Source organism: Streptomyces sp. NPDC030995, from assembly GCF_055571215.1.
This window is the reverse complement of record NZ_JBVIFS010000004.1, coordinates 50,983-70,180: the sequence shown is the minus strand read 5'-3', so window position 1 is coordinate 70,180 and position 19,198 is coordinate 50,983. Positions and strand designations below refer to the sequence as shown.

Genomic DNA, 19,198 nt, shown 5'->3' with positions numbered 1-19,198 from the left:
GGGTCAGGCGGGCGGCTCCTGGCCGTCCCCGGATCCGGGTTCCTGCCAGGTCTTGATCGCTTCGTCGGCGAGCCGCTGCACCACCGGGTCCGGGTCGACCGACATCCGCACCAACTCCATGCCGTGGGCGGAGTCGCCCGGCAAGCCCGCCGTGAGGGCGTCGGCGGCCGCCGCGCGGACGCCTGCTTCCGTGTCGTCGGCCAGGTCGAGAAGGGCCTTGCGAACGATGGGGTCGCCCGGCCAGCCCTTCCCGAGCTGTTGCGCCGCCCACAGGCGGATGTCCGGCTCCGGGGCCTCGGCCAGGCGCAGGAAGGCGTTGCGGCCGGCGTGGTCGCCGGGCCAGCCCACGGCCAGCGCCTCGGCGGCGACCCGGCGGACGTGCAGGTCCGTGTCGTCGGCCAGGCGGAGGACGGCCTCCCGGGCCGTGGGGTCGCCGGGCCAACCGTCCTTGAGGCAGGAGACCGAGGCCCGGCGGACCCGGCTGCTGGGGTCCTCGGCCAGGCGCAGGACGACCTCCAGGACTTCGGCGCCCACCCAGTGTCGCCCGAGCCGCTCAACGGCGTACTCGCGGACGTGCAATTCCGGGTCCTCGACCAGGCGAAGGAAGGCGTGCCAGACCGAGCCGTGCTGCGGCCAGCCGTCCAGGAGCGCGCCGCCGGCGACCAGGCGGACGACGCCGTCCGGGTCCCCGGTCATGTGAAGGACGGCGGCCCGGGCCGTGTCGGCTCCGGGCCAGCCCGCACTGAGCGCGCCGGCGACGGTCAGGCGGACCTCCGGGTCCGGGTCGTCGGTCAGCCGTAGAACGACCTCCATCACCTCTGCATCGCCCGGCCAGTGTTCCCCGAGTGTTTCGGCGGCGTAGCTGCGGACGTCCGCGGCCTCGTCACCGGCCAGGCGTACGACGGCCTCCCGAGCCTCACGGGTGTGGGACCAGCGGGAGGCGAGTGCGGTGGCTGCAGCACGGCGGGCCTCGGGGTCGCTGAGGCGGGTCGAGGCGAGGAGGACGCCGAGTTCGTCATCGGGCTGGAGGAAGCCGTCCCCGGCGGCGACGGCGTCGCGCAGGGTCCGTACCGCCTCGTCCTCACGGGAGTTGACCTCGTGCGCCTTCGCCAGGGCCGCCGCGATGTCGTCGAGCGCGGGCCGGGTGAGGAGGTCACGGGCCAGGAGCGGCTGGGCAGGGCCTCCGGGGTCGGGGTGGGCGAAGGCGAGGTCGGCCGCGTCGGGATGCGCGGCGAGGCGGTGGATCTCGGCGCGTGCGCGGTCCCAGAGGTCCTCCAGGACGCGCATCCGGGCGGCGACGCGGTCGGCCTCCTGCTGGGCGGTCGACTTGTGGGCCAGGGCCTGCCGGGTTTCTTCGCGCAGGCCGGCGGCGTCCTCGGGCAGGGCCCGGATCTCCCGGACCTCGTTGCCGGCGATGATCTCGCGGAGGGCGCTGATGATCTGGAGCAGGGTCGACATCAGGACATTCGCGTCGCGCAGGGCGTAGCGCAGCCGGGTCTCCGCGTGGAGGCTGCGTTCGAGGTCCCGCTCCAGGGTCAGGACGGCGATGGTGTCGTCCGCCACCACCGCGGGGGTGCGGGGCGCCGGGAGGGCGGTGTCGGTCGCGGCCCGGAGCAGCGACCGCGCCTGATCGCAGCGGCTCTTGTGCTCCTGCTGGGTGAGGCGGGCGGCCCGGCCGGTGATGCGCAGGAACTCCAGGGTGAAGGGCCAGGGCGGCCTGGGCCGGGCCTGCGCGCCGAAGATGCGGTCGATGTGCGACTTGGAGTACGCCATGGCGCCGAAGCGCTGCGGATCCTCCCGGGCCGCATCCCTGAAGGCCTGCTCGATGTCGCGGGGGCCCATCCCGGCCCGGTCGGCCTGCGCGCGCAGGAAGTCACCGAACGCCTGCCACCCCATCGCGGCCCTCCCGCCTTCCGGCCCTGCCGTCCCCGGGCGGCCCAGCCGGTCCCGGACGGCGCCCGGACGTGCGCGCCACCGGCCTCCGGGATGTCCCAGGGCGTCCCGGCCGGTCCCTGCCCAGGTGGGGACCGGCCGTAAGCGGCCCATTGTCTCCTCAACGCAACTACCCCTGGAGGAGACCGACATGACGCACCTTCTGCTGGCCGCCGTGCCGGAGTTCCTGGGCGCGCTGGCCGCCGCCCTCGTCGTGGGCGCCGGCGCCTGGGCCCGGCGCCGGCTGTCCCGCCGCGACGAGCGGTGAAGGAACCGCTAAGGGGTGACGGCGAACTGCGTCAGGATGGCCTCCGCCAGCTCCGCGTCGCCCTCCACCTTCACCCGGTCGGCCACGAGGTGCGCCCGTACCCGCCCCGCCGCCAGCCGGACGTACGTCTCCCAGTCCAGCGTCAGCGTCACCGCCGGGCCGAGGGAGGGCGCCTTGTCCACGGTCCCGCGGCCGTCGGCGTCCACCCGTACCGTCCGCATGAACTCCAGCTGGCCGTGCACGTCGATGACGACCGCCGAGTTCGCCGGCGCCCCCGCCCGCTTGGCCACCACCTTCGGCAGCCCGGCCAGCAGGACGTCCCGCGTCACGTGGGCGCCCGGCGAGTCCCAGTTCCCCGGTACTCCCAGCGCCGTCCGCAGGTCCTGCTCGTGGATCCACACGTCGAAGGCCCGCAGCCGCAGCGCGTGCTCCAGCGTCACCTGGTCGCCCAGCGGCCCGCGCACGATCGTGTCCGGATCCCGCTTCTCGTTCCGCAGCTGCCGTGCACGCCGGATGACGGTGTACTCCAGCTCCGAGGTCATCTCCGGCGCGGTGTGGTGACGCCGTACGTCGACCTGCACCTCCATGTACCGGCTGAACTCGTCCACCACGTGCCGCAGGTCCCGCGCCACCGTGTGGATCGGCCGCGGGTCCCCGAGCTGCTCGCATTCGATGCCGATGATGTGCGACACGACATCGCGGACGGACCATCCCGGGCACGGGGTCGCCCGGTTCCACTCGCCCTCCGTCAACGGGAGGACCAGCTCGGTTATCGCCTCGATGGAGTGCGTCCACGCGTCGGCATAGGGCTTGAGGCTGGGATGCGGATGGACGGTCAACGGGACCCCTCGCGGTGCTGTTCAGTGGCGCGTTTCGGAAGCAGTGGACTCAGTTTCCAAAACTACGCTGCCGGTGAGCACCCCGGCAGTGCTTTCGTGTGACGATCGTAGGCCCGAGTTGACGGCTTGAATGCCAGGACGGTGGTAGTGTGCGCGCCTCGCTGATCCAAATCGCGGTGAATGAGGGCGAGTCGGTGCCTTCCCGACGTGCCCGGGTGGCCGAGCTCGTACGGGAGCAATCCGATTCCGACCTCGTCGTCCTGCCCGAACTGTGGACCGTGGGGGCCTTCGCCTACGAGCAGTTCGAGACCGAGGCCGAACCGCTGGACGGCCCGACCTACGAGGTCATGTCCAAGGCGGCGCGCGACGCGGGCGTGTGGTTGCACGCGGGCTCGGTCGTGGAGCGCGCGGGTGACGGCTCGCTCTACAACACCGCCCTCGTGCTCTCCCCGGCGGGCGAGCTGGCCGCCACCTACCGCAAGATCCACCGCTTCGGCTTCGACCAGGGCGAGGCGGTGCTCATGTCGCCCGGCGACTCGCTGACCACGGTGGAGCTGCCGGAGCAGACCCTCGGCATCGCCACCTGCTACGACCTGCGCTTCCCGGAACTCTTCCGCGGCCTGGTCGACGCCGGGGCCACCACCATGGTCGTCGCCGCGGGCTGGCCCGCGCGCCGCCGGTCGCACTGGACCCTGCTCAACCGGGCGCGCGCCGTGGAGGACCAGTCGTACGTCCTGGCGTGCGCGCTGGCCGGCACGCACGCGGGCGTCGAGCAGGCGGGGCACAGCCTGGTGGTGGACCCGTGGGGCGAGGTCCTGGCGGAGGCGGGCTCGGGCGAGGAGATCCTCACCGTGGACCTCGACCCGGCCAAGGTCGCCGAAACCCGGGCACAGTTCCCGGCCCTGAAGGACCGCCGCCTGGGCCGCTGACCGGTTAGCCGATGCGGAACCAGACCCAGATCGCGACGCCGGTCGGAAGCGGGCACGCCAGGGCGCCCAGGAGGAGCAGACGGGTCGAAACGGCCAGCCGGCGGATTCCGGGGACGAAGGCCAGAGCGGTGAGCACGGCGGCGGCGCCCACCGGGACCAGGGCGACGCGCAGGACGAGGCCTCCGACCGGCTGCCCGGCCGCCGCACCCCAGACGACGGCGATGGCGAAGAGGCCGGCCAGCCAGATGAGCGACATGCAGGTGATCGCCCACAGCAGGCCCGCGAGCGCGGCGACGAGGGGCCGCTCTTTCCGAGCGGGCTTCGTCGGCCGCCACGGGCCGTACAAGGTCGCGTACGTGTCGGGGTGCACCGTCGGCTCCTTCCCTGGGGACGTGCACGATCCTCGCAGCGGGAGCACCGCCCCGGCATGAGCTCGGATGCTCACCTCCCCGTGGGTCCGTACTCAGGCGTCCTCCCGCTCCTTCTTCGCCATCCGGATCACGCACACGGCGACCGCGATCAGCAGCGCCGCGTCCGCGTCCTCCCGGACCACGTCCACCGCGTAGGTATCGCGGATCCGGTACCACTGCCGCGAGATCAGCGCGAGCAGCTCCCCGTCGTACTCGACCTTGAACTCCCGGTCCAGGATCCGGCCGCTGACGTCCAGCTCGGTGCCCTCGGCCAGCGTCACGAGGTAGTGGTTGCGCAGCAGCGAGAACCGCTTCTTCCGGATCACCGCGAGCCGCTGGCCCGCGGCGGAGCCGCCATCGGACGCTGTCTGCTCCAGGGTCATGGCGTCGCGGAGGCTGAACATCCTCTCCCGCAGGGTGATCAGGATCCGCCCGTCCGGGTCCTTCAGCTCCAGGGTGTCCCGGAACCGCAGCGCCTTCCCGTCGACGAGGAAGGCATGGCGGCCGTCCTCGTCCTCGACCCAGTAGTCGTCGCCGACGGCCAGCACTTTGTCCCGTACGAGGTATTTCATGCGCTGATCAGTGCCCGCGATAGGTTTCCGCCATGCCACTCCTCTACGTGACCGACCTGGCGTACCCGGCGCGCGGCCGCCGGTACTGCGACGAGGACATATTCCTCACCTCCCGGCTGCGCGCCGCCGGCTTCGAGCTCGCCCTGTGCCACCCGGCCGACGCGGAGGCACTCGCACCCATGGGCTTCGACGCGGTGATCGTCCGCAACAGCGGCCCGGTCCTGCACTACCAGCAGGCCTACGACTCCTTCCGCGCGGCGGCCCTCGCCGCCGGCACCCCGGTCTACAACCCGCTCACCGGCCGCGCCGACATGGCGGGCAAGCAGTACCTCCTCGACCTCACCGCCGCCGGCTACCCGGTCATCCCGACCGTCGACGACCCCGCCCGGCTGTCCGAGGTGCCGCAGGTCCCGGAGTACGCGGTCAAGCCGAAGCAGGGCGCGGACTCCATCGGCCTCGCCTTCACCGCGGACCCGACGGGCCCGGCGGGGGAGATCCTCATCCAGCCGCGCATCGACTTCACGTACGAGGTGTCCTTCTACTTCGTCGACGACGCCTTCCAGTACGCCCTCTACGCCCCGGACCCGGCCCGCCGCTGGGAACTGCGGCCCTACGCACCGACCGAGGCGGACCTGGCCTTCGCCCGCACCTTCATCGCGTGGAACACCCTCGACCACGGCATCCAGCGCGTGGACGCCTGCCGGGCCCCCTCGGGCGAGCTGCTCCTCGTCGAGCTGGAGGACCTGAACCCGTACCTGTCGCTGGACCTCGTCCCGGCGGGGGTGCAGGACGCCTTCGTCGCGGCGCTCGCCCGATCCCTCCACTCCTTCCTCGGCGTCACCGCCTGATGTCGGATTCGCGGCCCTGGCGCCTCTTCGACCAGCCCGGCTAGAGCCCGCTGCGCTTGACGACGCGGTCGGTCTCGGCGTTCGACTCGGAGGTGACCTCGACGATCAGGAGGGTCTGATCGGGCATCAGTGCCGAGCCGCCGCGTGCAAGGTGGTCGGGCACCACAGCGATGTCGGGCACGTACCAGTTCAGCGATCCCGGCAGGTCGAGGTCGCCGGAGCCTGCCATGCAGCCGAGTGCCTCGACCACGTCCGAGAGCTGTGTGCGCAGCTCGCCCCGGACGCGCTTGTGATCCCAGTCGTGCGAGACGCAGTCGACCGCCGCCCGGCATCACCCGTGCGGGTGCACGTGTCTGCGGATGGCAAGCTTGAAGCATGAACGATGCCGCCCCGGCGCCCACCCCCGCGCCCGCGCCCCGACGTGCCCGTGTCCGTGCCCCCGAGCTGATCGGCAAGGGTGGCTGGCTGAACACCGGTGGCAAGCCGTACAACCTCGCCGATCTGCGAGGACGGATTGTCATCCTGGATTTCTGGACGTTCTGCTGCATCAACTGCCTGCACGTCCTCGACGAGCTGCGCGAGCTGGAGGAGAAGCACCGCGACACCGTCGTGATCATCGGCGTGCACTCGCCGAAGTTCGTGCACGAGGCCGACCACGCCGCCGTCGTCGACGCCGTCGAGCGGTACGAGGTGCACCACCCCGTGCTGGACGATCCCGAGCTCGCGACCTGGAAGCAGTACGCCGTACGGGCCTGGCCCACGCTCGTAGTGATCGACCCCGAGGGCTACATCGTCGCCCAGCACGCCGGCGAGGGGCACGCGCACGCCATCGCGCGGCTCGTCGAGGAGCTGGAGGCCGAGCACGAGGCCAAGGGCACCCTGCGGCGCGGGGACGGGCCGTACGTGGCGCCCGAGCCCGTCGCGAGCGACCTGCGGTTCCCCGGGAAGGCGCTGGTGCTGCCCAGCGGGAACCTCCTGGTCTCGGACTCGACGCGGCACCAGCTCGTCGAGCTGGCCGCCGACGGGGAGAGCGTCGTACGGCGGATCGGGACCGGGGAGCGCGGGTTCACCGCGGAGAGCTTCAGCGAGCCGCAGGGGCTGGCGCTGCTGTCCGACGGGAGGGTGGTCGTCGCCGACACCGTCAATCACGCGCTGCGCGTCCTCGACCTGGAGAGCGGGACCGTCGAGACCGTCGCCGGGACCGGGCGGCAGTGGTGGCAGGGGTCGCCGACCTCCGGGCCCGCTCTGGAGGTGGACCTGTCCTCGCCTTGGGACGTGGCCTGGTGGCAGGGCAAGGTGTGGATCGCCATGGCCGGCGTGCACCAGCTGTGGACCTGGGACCCGGAGACCGGGACCGTCGGGGTCGCGGCCGGTACGACCAACGAGGGGCTGCTCGACGGGCCCGCCGCCGAGGCCTGGTTCGCCCAGCCCTCCGGGCTCGCGGCCGCCGGGGACCGGCTGTGGGTCGCCGACTCCGAGACCAGCGCCCTGCGGTACGTGACGGACACCCCCGACGGTTACGTCGTCACGTCCGCCGTCGGGACCGGTCTGTTCGACTTCGGGCACCGGGACGGGGACGCCGGCCAGGCCCTGCTCCAGCACCCGCTCGGGGTGACCGCCCTGCCCGACGGCTCGGTCGCGGTGTGCGACACGTACAACCACGCGCTGAGGCGCTACGACCCCGCCACCGGCGAGGTGTCCACGCTCGCCACCGATCTGCGCGAGCCCAGCGACGCGGTGCTGGTCGGCCAGGACATCGTGGTCGTCGAGTCCGCCCGGCACCGCCTGACCCGGCTGCGGCTCCCGGAGGAGGCCGTACGGGTGGACGGGGTCGCCCACCGTACGCAGCGGGCCGCCACCGAGGTGGCCCCCGGCACGCTCCGGCTCGACGTGGTCTTCCAGGCGCCGAGCGGGCAGAAGCTCGACACCCGGTACGGGCCGTCCACCCGGCTGCTCGTCTCCTCGACCCCGCCCGAGCTGCTGGTGAAGGGCGAGGGCGCCGGCAGCGACCTGTTCCGGGAGCTCGCCCTGAACCCGGACCTCACCGAGGGCGTCCTGCACGTCTCCGCGATGGCGGCCTCCTGCGACGACACTGAATCCGACAGCGGCTCCGCCGCGGGCGACAACGAGTACCCCGCCTGCCACGTCCACCAGCAGGACTGGGGCGTCCCCGTCCGGATCACCCCGGGAGCGGCCACCCGCCTCCCCCTCGTCCTCGCCGGGATGGACGCCTGACGCGGGCCCGCACACCGACGGACGACCGGCGATCACTGCCGTGACCAGGCAGATCGCCGGTCGTCCGGTGTGCGGGCCCGCGTCAGCCCTCCAGGAAGGCCACCAGGGCGTTCGCCAGCATGAACGGGTCGTCGGCGCCGCACAGTTCGCGTGCGCTGTGCATCGAGAGGATCGCGACGCCGATGTCCACCGTCTGAATGCCGTGGCGGGCGGCCGTGATCGGGCCGATCGTCGTGCCGCACGGCATCGAGTTGTTGGAGACGAAGGTCTGCCACGGCACGCCGGCCCGCTCGCACGCGCTCGCGAACACCGCGCGCCCGCTGCCGTCCGTCGCGTACCGCTGGTTGACGTTGACCTTCAGGATCGGGCCGCCGTTGGCGCGCGGGTGGTGCGTGGGGTCGTGCCGCTCGCCGTAGTTGGGGTGCACGGCGTGCCCGGTGTCCGAGGACAGGCAGATGGTGCCCGCGAAGGCCCGCGCACGGTCCTCGTACGAGCCTCCGCGCGCGAAGACTGAACGTTCCAGCACGTTCCCCAGCAGCGGCCCGTCCGCGCCCGTGTCCGACTGGGAGCCGTTCTCCTCGTGGTCGAAGGCGGCCAGGACGGGGATGTGGTCGAGCTTCTCCGCGCCGGACACCGCGGCCAGCGCCGCGACTCCCGCGTGCACCGACAGCAGGTTGTCCATCCGGGGGCCGGCCACCAGCTCGCGGTCGCGGCCGAGGTACGCGGGCGGCTCGATCGAGTGGACCATCAGGTCCCAGCCGGCCACCGAGCCCTGCTCCAGGCCCTCTTCCTCCTCCAGGAAGGCGATCAGGTCGCCCTCCTGGACCTCGCCCAGCCCCCAGATCGGCTGCATGTGGCGCTGCTTGTCGAGCTTGAGGCCGTCGGTGTTCACCGACCGGTCCAGGTGCACGGCGAGTTGGGGCACGCGCAGCAGCGCGCGGTCCACGTTCACCAGGCGCTCGGTGCCGTCGCGCAGGGTCAACCGCCCGGCCAGGCCCAGGTCCCGGTCCAGCCAGGTGTTGAGCAGGGTGCCGCCGTAGATCTCGACGGCGATCTGCCGCCAGCCCTGCGAGCCCGTGTCCGGCAGCGGCTTGACCCGCAGGTTGGGGGAGTCGGTGTGCGCGCCGACGATCCTGAACGGGGTGTGCGCGGCCGCGTCTTCCGGGACGTACCAGGCGATGAGCGCGCCGCCGCGGAGCACGAACTTGCCCCCGGTGCCCGCATCCCAGGCGTCCGTTTCCGACAGCTGCCTGAAGCCTGCCTTCTCCAGCCGCTCAGCCGCGTTGGCCACGGCGTGGTACGGCGACGGACTGGCCGTCAGGAAGGTCATCAGGTCGTCGGTGTGGCCGCGGTCGAAGCGGGCGGGAGAGCTCATGTGGTTCACCTTAACGACGGTCGTGTTCGCCATGGCCGGACTGCGGGGGATAGCCGAGGATCGGGCCGCAGGGGGTGTGATCTGCGGTCCGGTCGATTCTCAGCCCGGCGGTCGCTCGAATCGGCGTTGCAGCTGTCTGCGCTCGCCCCGGCGGATGCGCGGGAGCATCTCCGGGGTCTGCGGGGAGCGCTGCGCGCGTCTCTTGCGTCCGGCGCAGAAGATACAGGCCTCGCCGGGAGGCGCGTCGGGGTCGATGGGGGCTCCGGGGTGTTCGGAGCATCCCGAGGCGTTGCGGGGCCGGGACAGTTCGCGGGCGACGATGAAGGCGCGGTGGAGGTCGTCGGCGATGCGGACGAAGTCCTCGGGGGGCGAGGACAGGCTCAGGTGGAAGCGCTGGTCCTCGACCGTACGCAGGCACGCGCGCAGCGCCGGGAGCGTGTACGGGCCCTCCGGTACGGGGTAGCCGAGGCGGCGCTGCTCGCCGGCGGGCCCGGCGGCCCGGGCGCCCTGCAGCCGCCGCCCGAGGCGGCGCCGGTCGTTGCAGATGAGGCAGCGGCCCCAGCCTTCGGGCGCCTCGGGGTCGAGGGCGCCGTTGGGGTGCTCGGGGCAGCCGGTGTAGCTCTTCGCGGGGGCCAGCCCGGCGGCGGTCTGGAAGGCCACGTAGAGCGCGTCGGCGATGCCGTCGTACTCGGCGGGGTGGGAGCCGTCGTACAGCTCCCGGAGGTGGTCGCCGAGGCTCCCCAGGGTCGCCTGCAGCTCCTTGAGGGCATACGGCCGCCCGGTGGGGACGGAATACCCCCTGCTGCCGTGCTGATCCTGTGGACTCATGCGTACGAGCGTCCCATGAACGACTGACAACGGGGGAAAGCCGCAGGACAGGGGCCTGGGGCCGGGGGCCGGGGACCTGCGGCGGGTACACGAGCGGCCGGGCCTCCGTTCGGAGACCCGGCCGCTGTGCGTACGTACACCGCGTACAGCTGTGGCGCGATCGGCAGGTGCGATCGGCGATGTGGCGCAGCCTAGAAGGCGGCCTCGTCGAGCTCCATGAGGGAGTTGTCGACGACCTCGGCCAGCTGGCGCTGGACCGAGACGCCCGGGAGGACCTGCGCCGCGAAGAACTTCGCGGCTGCGATCTTGCCCGTGTAGAAGGGGACGTCCTTCGCGGAGGCGCCCGGAAGCTTCTCGGCGGCCACGGCGGCGCCCTTGAGCAGCAGGTATCCGACGACCACGTCGCCGGAGGCCATCAGCAGGCGGGTGGTGTTCTGGCCGACCTTGTAGATGTTCTTGACGTCCTCGCCGGTGGCGGTGAGGTCGACGATCATCTGGCCGACGATGGCCTCCAGGTCCACGGCGGCCTTGGCGAGCGCGTCGCGGGCGTCGGCCAGCTCCTCGCCACCGACGGCCTCGGCCAGGAACTTCTTGATCGTCTCGGAGAGGACGTTCAGCGCCGCACCCTGGTCGCGGACGATCTTCCGGAAGAAGAAGTCCTGGCCCTGGATGGCCGTGGTGCCCTCGTAGAGGGTGTCGATCTTGGCGTCGCGGATGTACTGCTCGATCGGGTATTCCTGGAGGTAACCGGAACCGCCGAAGGTCTGCAGGGACTGCGCGAGCAGCTCGTAGGACTTCTCCGAGCCGTAGCCCTTCACGATCGGCAGGAGCAGGTCGTTCAGGCCGACGAGGGCGGAGGTGTCCTCGCCCGCGGCCTGCTTGACCTGGATCTCGTCCTGGACGGTGGCCGTGTGGAGGACGAGGGCGCGCATGCCCTCCGCGTACGCCTTCTGCGTCATGAGCGAGCGGCGCACGTCGGGGTGGTGCGTGATGGTGACCTTGGGCGCGGTCTTGTCCATGAAGTTCGCCAGGTCCGGACCCTGCACGCGCTCCTTGGCGTATTCCAGCGCGTTCAGGTAGCCGGTGGAGAGGGTGGCGATGGCCTTCGTGCCGACCATCATCCGGGCGAACTCGATGATCATGAACATCTGGCGGATGCCGTCGTGCTTGTCACCGATCAGCCAGCCCTTGGCGGGGTGCTGGTCGCCGAAGGTCATCTCGCACGTGTTGGAGGCCTTGAGGCCCATCTTGTGCTCGACGTTCGTGGCGTAGACGCCGTTGCGCTCGCCCAGCTCGCCGGTCTCCCAGTCGAAGTGGAACTTCGGGACGAGGAAGAGGGACAGGCCCTTGGTGCCCGGGCCGTGGCCCTCGGGGCGCGCGAGGACGTAGTGGAGGATGTTCTCCTCCATGTCGTGCTCACCGGACGTGATGAAGCGCTTCACGCCCTCGATGTGCCAGGAACCGTCGGCCTGCTGGATCGCCTTGGTGCGGCCGGCGCCGACGTCCGAGCCGGCGTCCGGCTCGGTGAGGACCATGGTGGAGCCCCAGCGCTTCTCGACGGCGATCCGGGCGATCTTCTTCTGCGCCTCGTTGCCCTCTTCGAAGAGGACGCCGGCGAACGCCGGGCCGGAGGAGTACATCCAGACGGCCGGGTTCGAGCCGAGCAGCAGCTCCGCGTAGGCCCAGATCAGGGAGCGGGGCGAGGTGGTGCCGCCGATCTCCTCGGGCAGGCCCAGGCGCCAGTACTCCGAGTCCATGAAGGCTTCGTAGCTCTTCTTGAAGGAGGCCGGGACCGGCGCGGTGTTGGTGGCCGGGTCGAAGACCGGCGGGTTGCGGTCGGCGTCCGCGAAGGACTCGGCCAGCTCGTTCTCGGCAAGGCGGGCGAGCTCGCCGAGGATGCTCTTGGCGGTCTCGGTGTCCATCTCCTCGAACGGACCGGTGCCGTACTGCTTGTCGCGGCCGAGCACCTCGAAGAGGTTGAACTCGATGTCGCGGAGATTCGACTTGTAGTGCCCCATGGCGACGGCTCCGTTAAGGCTCGGGGAGACAGGTTCCTCGTACATACCAATCGGTAATGTCATGATGCTACCCGCCGGTAATAAGACGCAACCCTTCACGACTGTGACCAGCGTCAAGCCTGGCGGGAAAAGCGTGTCCTGCGGTGCGGGGCCGGTCGGTAGGCTTCGCCCCATGTACGGCTACGACCAGAACGTGAGCGCGGGGCACGCGGGGCAGCAGTACGCCGCCCCGCAGCAGATGGCCGGCGGGTACGGCGAGCAGCCGCTCTACCCGGAGCCATCGCCGCCCTCGCTCGCCGACGCGGTGCGGGCCTTCACCACCGGGTCGCTGTCCGCGGAGGACTTCCAGCAGATCTTCGCCACCTCGAAGGTCTACTGCCCGCGCGGCGAGACCCCCGGATTCCTGGCGCTGCACAACACGCAGCAGCCGGTCATCCCCATGTTCACCACGCTCAAGGAGCTGCGCCGGTACGCCGGCAAGGAGTCCAAGTACTTCGTGATCACCGGCGCCGAGGTGATCGACCTGCTGCCGACCGGGTACGGCTTCGTCCTCGACATGGAGGGCGACCACCGGATGGTCTTCGACGCGAAGGCGGTCGAGCAGATGGTCGACTTCGCGATGCGCCGCATGTATGGCTAGACGCCATTGCTGCGCAGGCGGCTAGACGCCATTGCTGCGCGGGCGGCTGGACGCCGTGCGGGCGCCGAGGCCTGACGCATGACGGGGGGCGCGCTTTGCTGAGGGTGCAGTTCACCACCGAGGACCTGCTCAACGTCACCTTCGCGAGCGAGCCGCTCCCGCTGGTGGAGCTGGCGATGGCGCTGGTCGCCTGGCAGCGCCGCGACGAGCAGGCGGTTTTCGGCCGCTGGCGCAGCCGCGTCGGCCGGGAATTACCGGGCCGGGTCCGGCCGCTCCTGGACCTGCTGCGGCCCGACGGCGACAACCCGCAGTTCGTGGAGCCGTACTCGCGCACCCTGGACGAGGGGCTGGTGGCCGTACGGGACGGGGGCGCGCTGCTCACCGCCGAGGAGCTGGCCCGCACCGCCGCCCGGGCCCCCGGCCCGGCCTCCTGGCTGCGTGCGCTGTGGGACCAGGACCGCGAGGCCTGGGAGCAGCTCGGCGGCGCGATCAGGTCCGCGTACGAGGTGCTCGTCGCCCCGCAGTGGCCGCGCATCCGGCAGTCCTTCCAGGCGGACGTGGCCTGGCGCACCCGGCTGCTGGCCGCCCACGGCATCAAGGCGTGCCTGGCCAGCACCCATCCGCAGGCCGACTGGACGGGCTCGGTCTTCGAGGTCGGGCTGCCGCCCCACTACACGACCACCCTCGGCGGCCGGGGCCTGCTGCTGATGCCCTCGCCGTTCTGGACGGGCCGTCCGCTGCTGGCCGAGGGCCCGGAGGGGCCGGACGGCAGGCGCCTGCTGATGTATCCGGCGCTGACCCCCCTGCCGCTGGTCGGACCGGGCCCGGCGGAGGGCGCGCTGGACGCGCTGCTGGGCCGGACCCGGGCGGCGGTGCTCCAGCTGCTGATCCAGCAGCGCACGACGAGCGAACTGGCCCGCGACCTGCACATCAGCCTGCCCTCGGTCTCCGAACACACCCGCACCCTGCGCGCGGCCGGCCTGATCACCACCCAGCGCGACGGCAAGGCGGTCCTCCACTCGGCCACCGGCCTGGGCGTGGACCTGCTCCACAGCGGCGGCCGCTGAAGCTTTCGGGCACGCCCGAAACCATCGCGGCCGCTGCCGGGGGTCAGGAGTATCGGTGCCACGGGGGGATCCAACGGGGGAACCCCCGTCGACACCGGAGACGAGGGAGTCCGACGTGACAGAAGGTCGTATGGCGCAGCCCCGTGGGCTGTGGCGGATGTCCATCGCCGCGTTCAGCGCGGCGTGCGTGGCCGCTCTGGGGATGACGGCGGCCACCGCCGCTCCGGCGAAGGCGCCCTTCGCCGCCCAGTCCGAGCAGGCGGGGCTGAGCGCGGCGCAGGCCAAGGAGCTGCAGGCCAGGGTCGACGGTTACCTCGCCCGGGCCGGAGGCGTCCAGACCGCCGCGAACGAGATCACGTATGACGGCGCGCGGCTGACGCTGGCCCTGCCGGACGAGGAGAAGGCCCGCAGTCTGGCGGCGGGCGCGGGTCCGGCGCCGATCAGCTGTGCCTACGGGTACTTCTGCGCGTACAAGGGGCCGTTCTTCAGCAGCGACAAGCTGGACGTGTGGAAATGCAGCGACAACCTGTTCATCCCCTGGATCGAGACGAACGGGTCCTGGTACAACGACCAGACTCCCGGCACCCGCGCCCGCTTCCAGGGAGGTTCCGGCAACTCGTGGTACGTCGGCGGAGCCCCTTCGGAGCAGCGCCAGTGGGTCAATTGGAACGACATCTACTACATCGACCCCTGCTGACCAGCATCTGAGCGCACAGCGGACCCCCGGGGAATGGTTCCCGGGGGTCCGCTGTTCTGCGGGGTGTGGCAGAAAGTTCGAGTTTCAACTAAACTCGACGCAGAAGGAGGTCCTGACCATGCCCGCAGTGACTGTTGAGAACCCGTTGACCCTTCCGCGAGTGGCCGAGCCCCAGGCCGCCGTCGCGCGCAAGGTGCTGGCCGTCGTCTCCGCTCCCGGTGGGTTCGAGGGCGAGGGATTCCCGGTGCGCCGCGCGTTCGCCGGCATCAACTACCAGTACCTCGACCCGTTCATCATGATGGACCAGATGGGCGAGGTGGAGTACGCGCCGGGCGAGCCCAAGGGCACCCCCTGGCACCCGCACCGCGGCTTCGAGACCGTCACCTACCTGATCGACGGAACCTTCGTCCACCAGGACAGCAACGGCGGCGGCGGAGTCATCAACGGCGGCGACACCCAGTGGATGACCGCCGGTTCGGGCCTCCTGCACATCGAGGCCCCGCCGGAGTCCCTCGTCGTCAGCGGCGGGCTCTTCCACGGCCTCCAGCTGTGGGTGAACCTCCCGGCCTCCGACAAGATGATGCCCCCGCGCTACCAGGACATCGGCGGCGGCCAGGTCCAGCTGCTGACCACTCCGGACGGCGGCTCCCTGCTCCGCGTGATCGCCGGTGAGCTCGACGGCCACGACGGCCCGGGCATCACCCACACCCCGATCACGATGATCCACGCGACCGTCAGCCCGGGCGCGCAGATCACCCTGCCGTGGCGCGCCGACTTCAACGCCCTGGCGTACGTGATGGCCGGACGCGGGACGGTCGGCGAGGACCGCCGGCCCATCCGCACCGGGCAGACGGCCGTCTTCGGCGAGGGCGGCTCGCTCACGGTGCGCGCGGACGAGTCCCAGGACTCGAACGCCCCGGACCTGGAGGTCGTCCTCCTCGGCGGGCTTCCGATCCGGGAGCCGATGGCGCACTACGGGCCGTTCGTCATGAACAGCCAGCAGGAGCTCCAGCAGGCCTTCGACGACTTCCAGGCGGGCCGGCTGGGACGCATCCCCACCACGGCGCGCACGGGCCTCGGCCACCGCGGCACCGGTCCGGTGGACGAAGAGACGGCCTAGAGACGGCCTTGAGACGGCCTAGAGGTCCACGGGCCCGGGCGACGCATCCGCGGCGTACCGGGCCCGCAGCTCCGAGATCACCCCGAAGGCGGCCGCGGTCAGCGGGACCGCCAGCAGCATCCCCAGGATCCCGGCCACACTGGCGCCCGCCGTGATCGCCAGCATGACCACGGCCGGGTGCATCTGCACCGTCCGGCTCTGCACCACCGGCTGGAGCACGTTGCCCTCGATCACCTGGACCGCCAGCACCACGCCCAGCGCCCATGCCGCGACCACCCAGCCCCGGTCGGCGAAGGCGACCAGGACCGCGATCGCGCCGGACAGGAAGGCGCCGAGGTAGGGGATGTAGGCCGTCACGAAGACCAGGGCGCCCAGTCCCACGGCGCCCGGCACCCTCAGGACCAGCAGTCCGACGGTGATCAGTACGGCGTCGATCAGCGCGATGAAGGTCGTGCCGCGCATGAAGCCCTCGACGGCCTCGAAGGCGCGCCGGCCCATGGCCTCGATCATGTCGCCCGAACGGCTGGGCACCAAGGACCGCAGGCCGGTCGCGGCCCGGTCGGAGTCGCGCAGGAAGAAGAAGATCAGCAGGAGCGCGAGCAGGGTGGTCGCCAGCATCTGCCCGACCACGCTGAGACCCGCGATCACGCCGGAGGCGGCCGTGCCGCCGAACTTCGAGAGCAGGTCCTTCGAATTCTTGGCGAGGTCCTCCAGTGAGGTGCCGGCCGCCCCGAAGTGCTCGGCGAGGTCCTTGCCCGCCTTGCGCAGCGAGTCGATGATCTGGTCGCCGGTCTCGATCAGCGCCAGCACCACGACGTACGCCGCCCCGCCGACCACCGCGACCACGGCCAGACAGGTGAGCGCGGCGGCGAGGGAACGGTTCACCCGCATCCGCACCAGCCATCGGTGCATCGGCCCGAGCAGGGCCGCGCCGAGCAGGGCGAGCAGCACCGGGGTGACCGCGGCCTTGAAGGTGACGCACAGCCAGACCAGGACCGCGACGACGCCGGTGACCAGGAGGAAGACGGCGCACCAGGCGGCGACCCGCCGTACGGGCTCGGGCAGAAGGGAGTTCGGCACGCGGTCATCCAACCACGTCAGTCGGAGGCGGGCTTGGACTGCTCGTACAGCTCGAACCAGATCGACTTGCCCTCGCCCCGCGGGTCCACGCCCCAGGTGTCGGCCAGCATCTCCATCAGCAGCACCCCGCGGCCGCTGGAGGACATCTCGCCCGGCTGCCGCTTGTGCGGGAGCTCGTCGCTGGCGTCCGCGACCTCGATCCGCAGCCGGCGCCCGCCCAGTTCGCCCACCGCCTCCGCCACCAGCAGCGCGTCGCCGTCGGTGTGCGTCAGTACGTTCGTCACCATCTCGGAGACCATCAGCACCGCCGAGTCCACCTGGTCGGCGTCGGCCCAGTCGTGCAACAGCTCCCGGACCTGCCGGCGCGCGCCCGCGATCCGCTCCGGTTCCGCCTGGGCCACGGTCAGCGCCGTGCGGCGCGCCGGGCGGGCCGGGTGCGCGAGGGTGGAACCGCAGCCGCAGCTCTCGCCCTCGCGGCACAGCAGCACCACGGCTATGTCGTCCTCGCGGCGGTCGGCCAGCGGGCCGGTGGTGTGGTGCGAGGAGGGTCCGTGCACGGCCTGGACCAGCAGGTCGGCCAGCCTCTCGAGGTGGCCGTCCAGCTGCCCGCCGTCGGGGCCGCCGTCGAGACCGCCGTCGATGACGCCCTCGACGCCGCCCTCCGACCCGTGCTCGTGCGCGTCGGACTCCAGGACCGCGCGCAGCCGCGCCCAGCCGGTGTCCAGGTCGTGCCCGCCGGTCTCGATGAGCCCGTCGGTGCAGAGCATCATCGTCTCGCCCGGTTCCAGGGTGAACCGGGTGGTGGGGTAGTCGGTGTCCAGGACGATCCCGAGGGGGAGTCCGCCCGCGGTGGGACGCATCAGGACGGTGCCGTCCGTCATCCGGATCGCGGGATCGGGGTGGCCGGCGCGGGCCACCTCCAGCATGCCGGTCTTCGGGTCGCACTCCACGTACAGGCAGGTCGCGAAGCGCGGGCTCTGGAAGTCGGCGTCGTCGTACGGTTCGGCCTGGTCCTCGGCGCCCGCGTGCAGCCCGGCCAGGAAGCGGGAGGCGCGCGAGAGCACCGCGTCCGGGCGGTGGCCCTCCGACGCGTAGGCCCGTACGGCGATCCGCAGCTGGCCCATCAGCCCGGCCGCGCGGACGTCGTGGCCCTGCACATCGCCGATGACCAGCGCGAACCTGCCCGAGGGCAGCGGGATCATGTCGTACCAGTCGCCGCCGACCTGGAGGCCGCCGCCCGTGGGCACGTACCGGGCGGCGATCTGCATGCCCGGGATGTCCGGGCCGAGCTGCGGCATCATCGACCGCTGCAGGCCGGTGGTGAGTTCCCGCTCGGATTCGGCCACCCCGGCCCGCTGGAGCGCCTGGGCCAGCATCCGGGCCACAGTCGTCAGGACGGACCGCTCGTCGGGGGAGAAGGACGCCGGATGCTTGAAGGCGGCCATCCAGGCGCCCAGGGTCCGCCCGGCCACGATCAGCGGCAGGAAGGCCCAGGACACCCGGCCGAAGCGCTGGGCGAGCGGCCAGGCGGCCGGGAAGCGCCGTTTGTAGTCCTCGGGGGTGGGCAGGTAGATCGCCCGGCCGGTACGGACGACCTCCGCGGCCGGATAGTCCGTGTCCAGCGGCATGTCCGTGAAGGGCCCCTCCTCCCCGGGATCGTGCCCGTGGTGCCCGGTGACCGACAGCCGGTCCCCGGCCAGGCCGAAGACGGCCAGCCCGTCGGGGCTGAAGCCGGGCATGGACAGCGAGGCCGCGACCCGCAGCACCTCCGCGGTGGACCGGGCCTCCGCCAGGGCCCGGCCCGCGTCCAGCAGGAAGGCCTCACGGGAGCGCCGCCAGTCACCGGTGATGGGGGTGTGCGCGGCCGTGGTGCCGGGCTGCGGCTCGGCGATCTCCTGGATGGTCCCGATCAGCTCGTAGTCCAGCGTGCCGTCGGCCGACCGGTTCTCCACCGGCTTGGAGCGGCTGCGTACGGTCCGCAGGACACGCCCGTCCACGTCCATGATCCGCAGCCGGGCCTCGGCGAGGGTGCCCTCGGCGACGGCCAGGTTCACGATGCCGTTGATCTCGTTCCAGTCCACCGGGTGGAAGCGGGACCGTACGGCGACCTCCGGAAGCACGACGGGCTCGGCGGGCAGCCCGAGGAGCCGGGCGGCCTCGCCGTCGAGCGTGACCGTCCCGGAGGCGTTGTCCCATCGCCACAGGCCCGTCGCGATGGCGGCCAGGACGTCCTCGGTGCGCACCCGGTCATCTTTACAGGTCATACCCGTGACGTGCCTGTTCGCGGGCCTGGCCGGGCGCGTTTGGGCAGGCGCGACGGGAGTGCCCGACCGGCTCCGC

Annotated in this window: 16 protein-coding genes and 1 pseudogene; 7 read left to right on the top strand and 10 right to left on the bottom strand. The window is 71.8% G+C overall.

Annotated features, from left to right (window positions below; all coding sequences use genetic code 11):
- Nucleotides 1-3: 3 nt before the first annotated feature.
- Both ACZ45T_RS08740 and ACZ45T_RS08735 read right to left on the bottom strand, forming a co-directional pair.
- Nucleotides 4-1,896, bottom strand: coding sequence for a HEAT repeat domain-containing protein (locus tag ACZ45T_RS08740; RefSeq protein ID WP_468438892.1), 1,893 nt, complete (start codon nucleotides 1,894-1,896; stop codon nucleotides 4-6).
- Between the two features lie 312 nt (nucleotides 1,897-2,208).
- Complete coding sequence (locus tag ACZ45T_RS08735) at nucleotides 2,209-3,039, bottom strand: maleylpyruvate isomerase family mycothiol-dependent enzyme (RefSeq protein ID WP_468438890.1); 831 nt, start codon at nucleotides 3,037-3,039, stop codon at nucleotides 2,209-2,211.
- 149 nt (nucleotides 3,040-3,188) lie between these two features.
- Between ACZ45T_RS08735 and ACZ45T_RS08730 the strand changes: the two genes are divergently transcribed.
- On the top strand, nucleotides 3,189-3,968 hold the full coding sequence (locus ACZ45T_RS08730) for a carbon-nitrogen family hydrolase (protein WP_468438888.1): 780 nt from the start codon (nucleotides 3,189-3,191) through the stop codon (nucleotides 3,966-3,968).
- A gap of 4 nt (nucleotides 3,969-3,972) precedes the next feature.
- Here ACZ45T_RS08730 and ACZ45T_RS08725 read toward each other — a convergent pair whose 3' ends face one another.
- Both ACZ45T_RS08725 and ACZ45T_RS08720 read right to left on the bottom strand, forming a co-directional pair.
- A complete protein-coding gene (locus tag ACZ45T_RS08725) occupies nucleotides 3,973-4,338 on the bottom strand; it encodes a hypothetical protein (protein ID WP_468438886.1) in 366 nt (121 codons plus the stop codon).
- Between the two features lie 93 nt (nucleotides 4,339-4,431).
- Nucleotides 4,432-4,950: an LURP-one-related/scramblase family protein gene (locus ACZ45T_RS08720; protein WP_468438884.1), complete on the bottom strand. Its 519-nt coding sequence runs from the start codon at nucleotides 4,948-4,950 to the stop codon at nucleotides 4,432-4,434.
- A gap of 32 nt (nucleotides 4,951-4,982) precedes the next feature.
- Here ACZ45T_RS08720 and ACZ45T_RS08715 point away from each other — a divergent pair, with 32 nt between their 5' ends.
- Nucleotides 4,983-5,798 (top strand): ATP-grasp domain-containing protein, encoded by an 816-nt coding sequence (locus ACZ45T_RS08715; protein WP_468438882.1) that lies wholly within the window; start codon nucleotides 4,983-4,985, stop codon nucleotides 5,796-5,798.
- A gap of 52 nt (nucleotides 5,799-5,850) precedes the next feature.
- On the opposite strand, the pseudogene ACZ45T_RS08710 reads toward ACZ45T_RS08715, so the two are convergent.
- Nucleotides 5,851-6,108, bottom strand: a pseudogene (locus ACZ45T_RS08710) (Uma2 family endonuclease); the annotation flags it as partial.
- Between the two features lie 65 nt (nucleotides 6,109-6,173).
- Between ACZ45T_RS08710 and ACZ45T_RS08705 the strand changes: the two are divergent.
- Entirely contained in the window at nucleotides 6,174-8,033 is a 1,860-nt protein-coding gene (locus ACZ45T_RS08705; RefSeq protein WP_468438880.1) for an NHL domain-containing thioredoxin family protein, read from the top strand.
- An 82-nt stretch (nucleotides 8,034-8,115) separates the two neighbouring features.
- Here ACZ45T_RS08705 and ACZ45T_RS08700 read toward each other — a convergent pair whose 3' ends face one another.
- The 3 genes from ACZ45T_RS08700 to ACZ45T_RS08690 form a co-directional block, all read right to left on the bottom strand.
- Nucleotides 8,116-9,408, bottom strand: a complete 1,293-nt coding sequence (locus tag ACZ45T_RS08700; protein ID WP_468438878.1) for a M18 family aminopeptidase — start codon at nucleotides 9,406-9,408, stop codon at nucleotides 8,116-8,118.
- Between the two features lie 99 nt (nucleotides 9,409-9,507).
- A complete protein-coding gene (locus ACZ45T_RS08695) occupies nucleotides 9,508-10,236 on the bottom strand; it encodes a hypothetical protein (RefSeq protein WP_468438876.1) in 729 nt (242 codons plus the stop codon).
- A gap of 191 nt (nucleotides 10,237-10,427) precedes the next feature.
- Entirely contained in the window at nucleotides 10,428-12,254 is a 1,827-nt protein-coding gene (locus tag ACZ45T_RS08690; RefSeq protein WP_468439389.1) for an acyl-CoA dehydrogenase, read from the bottom strand.
- Between the two features lie 172 nt (nucleotides 12,255-12,426).
- Between ACZ45T_RS08690 and ACZ45T_RS08685 the strand changes: the two genes are divergently transcribed.
- The 4 genes from ACZ45T_RS08685 to ACZ45T_RS08670 all read left to right on the top strand — a co-directional run bounded on the left by ACZ45T_RS08685 (nucleotide 12,427) and on the right by ACZ45T_RS08670 (nucleotide 15,778).
- Nucleotides 12,427-12,894 carry an SseB family protein gene (locus tag ACZ45T_RS08685; RefSeq protein ID WP_468438874.1) on the top strand — a complete coding sequence of 156 codons (468 nt, stop codon included), beginning with the start codon at nucleotides 12,427-12,429 and terminating at the stop codon, nucleotides 12,892-12,894.
- A gap of 104 nt (nucleotides 12,895-12,998) precedes the next feature.
- On the top strand, nucleotides 12,999-13,961 hold the full coding sequence (locus tag ACZ45T_RS08680) for an ArsR/SmtB family transcription factor (RefSeq protein WP_468438872.1): 963 nt from the start codon (nucleotides 12,999-13,001) through the stop codon (nucleotides 13,959-13,961).
- Nucleotides 13,962-14,091: 130 nt separating this feature from the next.
- Nucleotides 14,092-14,658 carry a peptidase inhibitor family I36 protein gene (locus ACZ45T_RS08675; RefSeq protein ID WP_468438870.1) on the top strand — a complete coding sequence of 189 codons (567 nt, stop codon included), beginning with the start codon at nucleotides 14,092-14,094 and terminating at the stop codon, nucleotides 14,656-14,658.
- Between the two features lie 118 nt (nucleotides 14,659-14,776).
- Nucleotides 14,777-15,778, top strand: coding sequence for a pirin family protein (locus tag ACZ45T_RS08670; protein ID WP_468438868.1), 1,002 nt, complete (start codon nucleotides 14,777-14,779; stop codon nucleotides 15,776-15,778).
- A gap of 18 nt (nucleotides 15,779-15,796) precedes the next feature.
- On the opposite strand, the gene ACZ45T_RS08665 is transcribed toward ACZ45T_RS08670, so the two are convergent.
- Together ACZ45T_RS08665 and ACZ45T_RS08660 are read right to left on the bottom strand one after the other, a co-directional pair.
- Nucleotides 15,797-16,858 (bottom strand): AI-2E family transporter, encoded by a 1,062-nt coding sequence (locus ACZ45T_RS08665; RefSeq protein WP_468438866.1) that lies wholly within the window; start codon nucleotides 16,856-16,858, stop codon nucleotides 15,797-15,799.
- Between the two features lie 17 nt (nucleotides 16,859-16,875).
- Nucleotides 16,876-19,101 (bottom strand): SpoIIE family protein phosphatase, encoded by a 2,226-nt coding sequence (locus tag ACZ45T_RS08660; protein WP_468439387.1) that lies wholly within the window; start codon nucleotides 19,099-19,101, stop codon nucleotides 16,876-16,878.
- Nucleotides 19,102-19,198 lie beyond the last annotated feature (97 nt).